The organism is Methylibium sp. T29-B (assembly GCF_000576225.1).
GTDB lineage: Bacteria > Pseudomonadota > Gammaproteobacteria > Burkholderiales > Burkholderiaceae_C > Methylibium > Methylibium petroleiphilum.
Window position 1 is genome coordinate 1 of the sequence record NZ_AZSN01000173.1, and the last position, 7,098, is coordinate 7,098.

Here is a 7,098-nt window from a genome sequence, read left to right on the forward strand (position 1 = left end):
TTTTCGGTCGGCGTCAACAGCCGAGGCCCTTCGCCTCGGCCGCCGTGGCCGATGCCGCATCGGTGCAGCAGGTCCCTGAAATTGCAGTACACGCCGCCACCGTCCAGTCGGCCGCCGCGCGGTGAAGGGAAGAAGTACTCGTCGTCCGAGCGTGGCCCCAGCGCGGCCGTGTACTTCTGCAGACGAGCGACCAGTGGCCGGGCCGGCGGCACCAGGCGGTCCTTGCGGAATTTGGTGTCGTTGATGTGCAGCACGCCTTGGAGCAGGTCGACGTCGCGCATGCGCAGGCTCAGCGCCTCTTCGAGGCGAAGGCCGCATCCGTACAGCACGCGCAGCAGCTCCGGCAGAACGATGTGGCGTAGGTGGGTCGACGCCATCGGCTCGATCCGGTCAGCGGCTTCGAGCAATCGGCGGACTTCCTCGTGCGTCAACACGCGTGCCAGGAACGACTTCGACTCCTTGGCGCCGACGGCCTGATCTGGCACGTCGGCGGGAAGGCCGAGCCGGCGCATGAACAGAGCGAAGTGGCGAACCAGGTTGATACGATCGCGCTGGGTCTTGCCGGTCTCGTGCGGCTGCTTGGCCAACCACGATGAGGTCACGGACCTCAGCAACTCGACTTGCTGCAAGCCTTGGCGGCACAGATGGGCGTCGAGTCGGCACAGGCTCCATGCGCCAACGTTGTAGCGATAGCCACAGGCTCGCTTCTCCTGAATGAACTGCGCCATCAGTGGGGCCAAGGGGCTGTGACCGGTGAATGTCGCGGGCTTACGAGGCGCGGCCATGGCACACCTCCTCCGGATCGATGGCTGCGATGCGCAGCGTCTCCACATCGGCCTTGGCGTAGATGAAGGTCGTTGCTGGCGAGGCATGCCCCAACACGGCCGAGATGACCGGGAACGGCGTCTGAGCACCAAGCAGCCGGGTGGCAAGGGTGTGGCGCAGCGAGTGCAGGCCCTGACGCTGTGGCGCCTTGAACTTGATCCCGGCCAGTTCCCGCCAGTACGCCACGACGCGGTGGAGCCGGTCGTTCTCGCGGATCGGCGCGAACGGTGGCGTCAGGTTAGTGAACAGATGTCGGTGCTCTACCGGTGGTCGCCCAGCTCGCAGGTAGTCAATGAGTGCGGCGCCGACCTCCTCGATCAGCGGCAAGACCAGCGGCTCACCCGTCTTGTTCTGCACGATCTCGATGGTGGACGTGGTCCAGTGCAGGTGGTCGAGCGTCAGGTGCTTGATGTCGCCCAGGCGCAGACCCAAGCGTGCGGCGAGCATCAAGATGGCGTAGTCACGCCGGCCCTTCGGTGAGCTGCGATCGACCGCGGCAAGCAGCCGCTCGACCAGTCCCGGCTCCCACGCCGACGGCACCTTGGCATTGCTGGCCAGTCGAACGGTTGGGATCGCGGCGCTGAGGTCACGCGGCAGGGCGCCGCGCATGAAGAGGAACTGCAGGAACAGCCTCACGCTGGACGAGACGCACGCGACGGTCATCGGCTTCCAGCCCGTCCGGGTCTGAACGAAGGCGCTGAGGTGTTCGGCCTGCAGGGTGTCCAGCGTCTCCAGGCCGCGAGTGCGCAGGAAGTCCAGGAAGACCGCGATGTCGTGCATGCGCTCGGCCAGGCTGCTGGGCCGAAGATGCCGCCGCTCCCGGGCGTACTGCTCGTACTCCCGCAGGGCCTTGTGCATGCCCACCGGTACGCGAAGCCCGGTGGTCTCCACCACGAAGCGGCTGATGGTGCCAGTGCGCGCGAAGTCGTCGAGCACCCTGATGCCGAAGACCAAGTGCCGCCGCCACTGTTGGCCGAGCTTGAGCACCTCCCCGTCGCGAACGCCGTACGTCTGCTCGAAGCGCATGGCAAGTTCACGCGTGTACTCGGCAGGCAGGCCTTGGGCACGGGCGAAGTTGGCCAGTTGCTCCCACACCCGCTTGTAGCGATTGATGGTGCGGATGGTGTAGCTGCGCATCAGCAGTTCTTGCGCAGCGCCTTGGCACAACGTCTCCAGCGCCAGTGCACCGGATCCATTGGAGTTGAGCGAATCCATGATCGTCTCCTCGTTGGCGGCGGCCACAGCGGCCACCGGGGAGGACGATCTTGGAAGCGTTATGCGCAGTCGGGATGGCCTACGTCATAGGTGGCTCGCTCGGCTTGAGGCCCTTGCTGCGCATAACGGCGGACGAACCTAAATACGCGATATGTGTAGCTGCACATATCTGCTATTTAGGTCAGACCGCCGTTATGCGCACAAAACCGCCAGCCGGCTCGCCGGCCGATGTGGCCGCGCCTGCGACCGCCGAACTCGACGCCCCGCCGGTGGCCACCCCCTCCACTTCCACGCTCTGAGGACACCATGAAGCCCTACAAGCTGCCCTTCAGCCTCCCGCCGGCGCTGCCGATGCCGTTCGACGCGGATGCGCCCATCGCCCCCGATCTGTTCGACAAGCCCGCATTGCCGGCCGTGCGGTGCGAGCCCTTGGCCCGCGTTTGGTCCAGGGCGCTGCGCGATGGTGTCGCGGCGGCGGTCACGCACGACCATGCGCTGTTCGAGAGGCTCCCTGGCCGTCACGATCCGGAGTCGCTGAACGGCATCTACACCGACTCACCGCTGGTGAGTCCCTGGACGCCCGCCAACCTGGCGCACCAGTTGCCGCCGATGGAGCGGGCCGGGATTCGGGCTTTCAGTCCCACGCTGTGGCTGCTCGAATGGGATATCGGCGGCAGCCTGGTCTGGGAGCTGATCGTGCCCGCCCTGCTCGACGACGCAGCACGCGCGGCGTTCTGGGCCGGGGCGATGGTCACCGCCTTCGGCTATGTCGAGGAGGATCGCGCGGCATTCGCCAAGTTCGCCATTGCGGCGATACGCCGGCCGACCGTGGGGCTCGAGCTGGACATCCGCCAGACACCGTTCGGCATCTGGTGCCCGTGGCTTCCGCGGGCGACGCCAGCGGCTCGCCACGCCGCCAAGCGATGGATGCTCGATCATCTGCCGGGCCTGCTGCGGCACATGAGCGGAGAGATCGCGCCGTTCGACATCCCCGGCGACCACGACCTGTTCGCCGTGCCGCTGATGCCGGACCCCGTCACGGCCCTGCCGCACCCGAGAGGCGTGCTTCACTAGTGCCCACCGTCCCGGCCCTCGATCAACGGGCGCCTTCGTCGAGGGCTTCCTCGTCCTGCGGCGCATCCCCGGGCTCAGCTTCCATGTCCCCGCCGTCAAGCCGCGCGCGCCCCGTCTCGGACCGTTGCGGCGGGGTCCGCAGGCACCGCGGCAGCCAGCCCGTCGCGGCCAGCGCCTGCTCGGCACCTGCCGCAGCGCCATCCTTCTTCAGCCCGGCCAGCGGCGCGGCGGCGTTGGCACCCGCGGCCTCGGTCACCACGGCGAGCGTCGTCGCTTTCGACACATGGTTGAAGTACGAGGCGGCACTGGCCTTCCACCAGCGCCGCATGTCGAGTGCCAGCGCCTGGGCCAGCGCGTCCGTGCTCTGGCGTTCGCGCTCGGTGCCTTCGACCCCGGTGACGCTCGCGGCGACGAGGAAGGTCAGCAGTCCGATCACGGTCGGGCGTTCCTGCGCCAGCAGCCAGGGCATCAAGGCCGCGCCGTCGGCCGGCAGTCGCGCGGTCCACTCGACGCGCGTCTGCTCCATCAGCTTCCAGGCTTCGGCCTCGGCCATGTCCGCGGACTCGCGCCGCAGGCGTCGTGCGTCTCGCTCGCGCTGACGGTGAGCGCATCGTCGCCGCCGCGGTAGCGGTGGAAGCCGTCCTTGAGCAGCTTCGCGGCCAGATGAGCTGTCAGCGCGGCCAGGGCCACGTCGGGCCGCAACAGCAGTTCGGCCTGGATCGCCGCGACGCGGTGCGCGGTCAGGCTGCGCATCAGCTTCTCGGAATGCACCGCGCGGGCGCCGCCCTTGGGCAGGCTCACGAGGGCAGTGCCGGTGGTCGGCTCGCCGCTCGTGGCCTGCCGCGCGGCCTGCACGACCGCATCACGATCCTCCGGCCGGACCAGCCCGCGCTTGACCTCGACTGTCCCCCGCGCTCCCACGAACACCACGCAGCCCGCCAGCGCCATCAGGTCCGCCGGAAACACCGCCAGCGCTTCGTCGATGGTGCTCAGTTCGGTTTGCAGCCGCTCGTCGTCGGTTTCCAGCGCGGCGTACTCGTTCTCGTCGCCGTCGTCGTCCGAGATCGCCTCCATGCGCGCGTGCAGCGTCTCCAGTTCGGCTTCGAGTTGCGCATGGCGCGCCGCCTCGTCGGCGTTCGGCGCGCGACATGCGCGGCGCACCTCGCTGTGACGCTGGTAGTCCTCGTAGACATACTGGGCCCGCACGTCGACCCACTTCCAGCCTTCGGCGGCTACCTCGCGGGCCGGCTGCTGAAGCTTGTCCAGCGCCAGTCGTTCGAGCAGCGCGGCGTCCTGCAGGTAGGCCTTGCCGTCGTCGCTGAACAGGTCGCGCCGCAGGTGGCCGCCCGCGGCCTCGTAGGCGGCCACCGTCACGAAGATCGCCACGCCGTCGCGATCCGACTCGACCTCGCCGCGGGTCAGCAGCCGGCGCAGTTGATCCGCGCTGCGGTTCCATTCAGGCAGCTGCTGCCACAGCTGCTCCTGGCGCGCCGGGTCGTCGATCGATGCGAGCACCATCAGGCAGTCCAGGCCAATCCCGCCTTCGCGAAACAGCGTCAGCAGCGCAGGCGACACCGCCGCCAACTTGAGCCGGCGCTTCACGACCTGCGGCGTGACGCCGAAGGCCGCCGCCACGTCCTCGACCGACCGGCCCCCGTCGATGAGCCGGGCGAAGGCGGCGAACTCGTCGGCCGGGTTCAAGGCCTCGCGCTCGACGTTCTCGATCAGGCTGGCCATCAGCGCTTGTTCCGCCGGCACCACCAGCACCGGCACCGGCTGGTTCTCGGCCCAGCGGCCTTGCTCCACCAGCAGTGCCATCGCGCGCAGACGCCGGCCGCCGGCGCAGACCTCGTGCAAGCCACGCGCGCCGCGCACGACGATCAGGTTGTGCAGCAGGCCCGCGGCCTCGATGGACGCGGCCAGTTCGGTGAGCGGCAGCGGCGCCGCCGGGTTCTCGGGCCGCGCCTGGTAGGTCGGCGACAGCACGAGCTTGTTGAAGGAAACGAAGCTGCGGGGTGAAGCCGCGATCACGGCTTCCAGCTCCTGCTTGGAGGGTTTCATGGGGGCTCCTGAATGAGGGCGGGCGCGACATCGGCCCGTGGATTCAGGTTCCCATGAGGGATGGCGCCATCAAGTGGGGCGGCTTGAGGGCATGACGTGAGCGATGTGCTTGTTGGATCGACCCGATCCGTTCCATCGCCACCGCACGCCGCCACCGTGGGCGGGGCTTCGCAGTGGCAACCTGTTGAGACGTGATCGGACCCGCAGGCCTTCGCGCACAGTGCAAGGGCTACCCGCAGGCGTCAGCCTGCCCAGCCCCGACTTGCGTCGGCGCCGCGGTCGATACCCGCCTCCAAGCCCCTTCGTGCTCCGCCTGGAGCCCGATGCCCGCGGCGCACCGACACCGCATCTGACTGAATGATCGCCGCCTCGCGCGGCACCAGAGCCACCCACCCATGCGCCTGCGCATCCGGTGGGCCATCCATCCACCCTGACGGGGAGCCATCTCCCCGCGGGGCAGGTGCGTCTCCGTCGCCCCACGGAGACCCCCATGACTCGCATCCCCGAGCCCTGTTCCTGGCTGCCCGGCTTCGAGCCGGAGCCCGCCGCGGCCTTCGCGCCACCCCATGCCCCCCGTCCCTCCCGATCCGCCGCTCGACGACGAGCCGGGCGACGAGGAACAAGAGCCCCGTCCGCCGCAACCGTTGTGGCGGCCGAGCGAGCCGCCGACGCCCAGCGCCGCGCTGCGCCCCTGGCCCCAACTGCCCGCCGCCGGGCTCGACATCCCGCGCGGCGCCGTCGCCAAGTTCGAGGCCAACCTGGCCGCGATCGACACCCTGCGCGCGCTCGACGCGTCGGGCAACGAGCCCGACGAGAACCAGCGCAGCACGCTGCTGCGCTACACCGGCTGGGGTGGCCTGCCCGCGAGCTTCAACCTCGAGGCGCCGGAACCGGCCTGGGCACGTCGCGCCGCGCAACTGCGCGACGCGCTCGACACCGATGACCACAGCTCTGCGCTGGCGTCGGTCAACAACAGCCACTACACCCCGGCCGCAGTGATCGCGGCGATGTGGCAGGCGGTTCGAGGCTTTGGGTTCAATGGAGGCCGTGTGCTCGAACCGAGCGCCGGCATCGGCCACTTCCTTGGTGCGATGCCGGCGGCGCTGGCCGAGCACTGCACGGTCACGGCCATCGAGATCGACCGGCTTTCGGGCCGGATGCTGCGGGCGCTCTACGGCGCCAGCGGTGTGGACGTGCGCATCGGAGCGTTCGAGAAGACGCCGCTCGCCAATGACTGGTACGACCTGGCGATCGGCAACGTGCCCTTCGGTGCCTACAAGGTGGCCGATTCGAGCAACCGGCCCTACGGCCGCTTCAGCATCCACAACTACTTCTTCGGCCGCGCGCTCGATCTGCTGCGGCCCGGTGGGCTGGCCTGTTTCATCACCAGCAGCCACACGATGGACAGCTGGGAGGACACCGTGCGGCGCTACCTCGCGTCGCAGGCGGTGCTGCTGGGCGCGATCCGCCTGCCGCGCGGCGCCTTCGCCGAGATCGCGTCGACCGACGTGCAGGCGGACATCCTGTTCCTGCGCAAGCGGGTACCGGGCGAGGCCGACGAGCAGCCCTGGCTGGGCCTGAGCGTGGTGCCCGAGTCGCTGCGCGATCCGCGCTGCGGCGAACGCTACCTGCAGATCAACCAGTGGTATGCGGCGCAGCCGCAGTTCTGCATCGGCCGCATCCGCCAGGAGAGCAACGGCCACGAGCCGGTGCCGACCGCGGTGTTCGACGGCGATCTGACCGAAGAACTGCCGAGGCGAGTCGATCTGCTGCCGCGCAGCGTGTACAGCGCCGTCGCGCCGGGAGCCACGCCGGCCCCGCGACGCGAAACGACGCCGGCAACCGGATCCCGGCCCGGGAGTCACCACCTCCACCACGGCCGCGTGCATCGCGTGGAAGACGGCGAACTCGTGGACATCCACG

General features: G+C 69.2%; 6 protein-coding genes. 2 read left to right on the forward strand and 4 right to left on the reverse strand.

The window, feature by feature from the left end; all coding sequences use genetic code 11:
• Positions 1-728 (reverse strand): tyrosine-type recombinase/integrase (locus tag Y694_RS25000; protein WP_051495886.1); only part of this gene is annotated, 728 nt, incomplete at its 3' end.
• Between the two features lie 40 nt (positions 729-768).
• Positions 769-2,040, reverse strand: coding sequence for a site-specific integrase (locus Y694_RS18495; RefSeq protein ID WP_036235200.1), 1,272 nt, complete (start codon positions 2,038-2,040; stop codon positions 769-771).
• 306 nt (positions 2,041-2,346) lie between these two features.
• Here Y694_RS18495 and Y694_RS18500 point away from each other — a divergent pair, with 306 nt between their 5' ends.
• On the forward strand, positions 2,347-3,114 hold the full coding sequence (locus Y694_RS18500; RefSeq protein WP_036235194.1) for a hypothetical protein: 768 nt from the start codon (positions 2,347-2,349) through the stop codon (positions 3,112-3,114).
• Between the two features lie 22 nt (positions 3,115-3,136).
• On the opposite strand, the gene Y694_RS22780 is transcribed toward Y694_RS18500, so the two are convergent.
• A complete protein-coding gene (locus tag Y694_RS22780) occupies positions 3,137-3,667 on the reverse strand; it encodes a hypothetical protein (protein ID WP_051495888.1) in 531 nt (176 codons plus the stop codon).
• Positions 3,640-5,175, reverse strand: coding sequence for a ParB/RepB/Spo0J family partition protein (locus Y694_RS18505; RefSeq protein ID WP_051495889.1), 1,536 nt, complete (start codon positions 5,173-5,175; stop codon positions 3,640-3,642). The genes Y694_RS22780 and Y694_RS18505 overlap by 28 nt, the downstream gene beginning before the upstream one ends.
• A gap of 566 nt (positions 5,176-5,741) precedes the next feature.
• Between Y694_RS18505 and Y694_RS18510 the strand changes: the two genes are divergently transcribed.
• Positions 5,742-7,098: class I SAM-dependent methyltransferase (locus Y694_RS18510; RefSeq protein WP_036235196.1), on the forward strand; the 1,357-nt coding region annotated here is incomplete at its 3' end.

Coding starts and splice junctions, on each gene's coding strand:
- Y694_RS18495 (WP_036235200.1), bottom strand. CDS start 2,040: ATGGATTCGCTCAACTCCAATGGATCCGGTGCACTGGCGCTGGAGACG.
- Y694_RS18500 (WP_036235194.1), top strand. CDS start 2,347: ATGAAGCCCTACAAGCTGCCCTTCAGCCTCCCGCCGGCGCTGCCGATG.
- Y694_RS22780 (WP_051495888.1), bottom strand. CDS start 3,667: ATGGCCGAGGCCGAAGCCTGGAAGCTGATGGAGCAGACGCGCGTCGAG.
- Y694_RS18505 (WP_051495889.1), bottom strand. CDS start 5,175: ATGAAACCCTCCAAGCAGGAGCTGGAAGCCGTGATCGCGGCTTCACCC.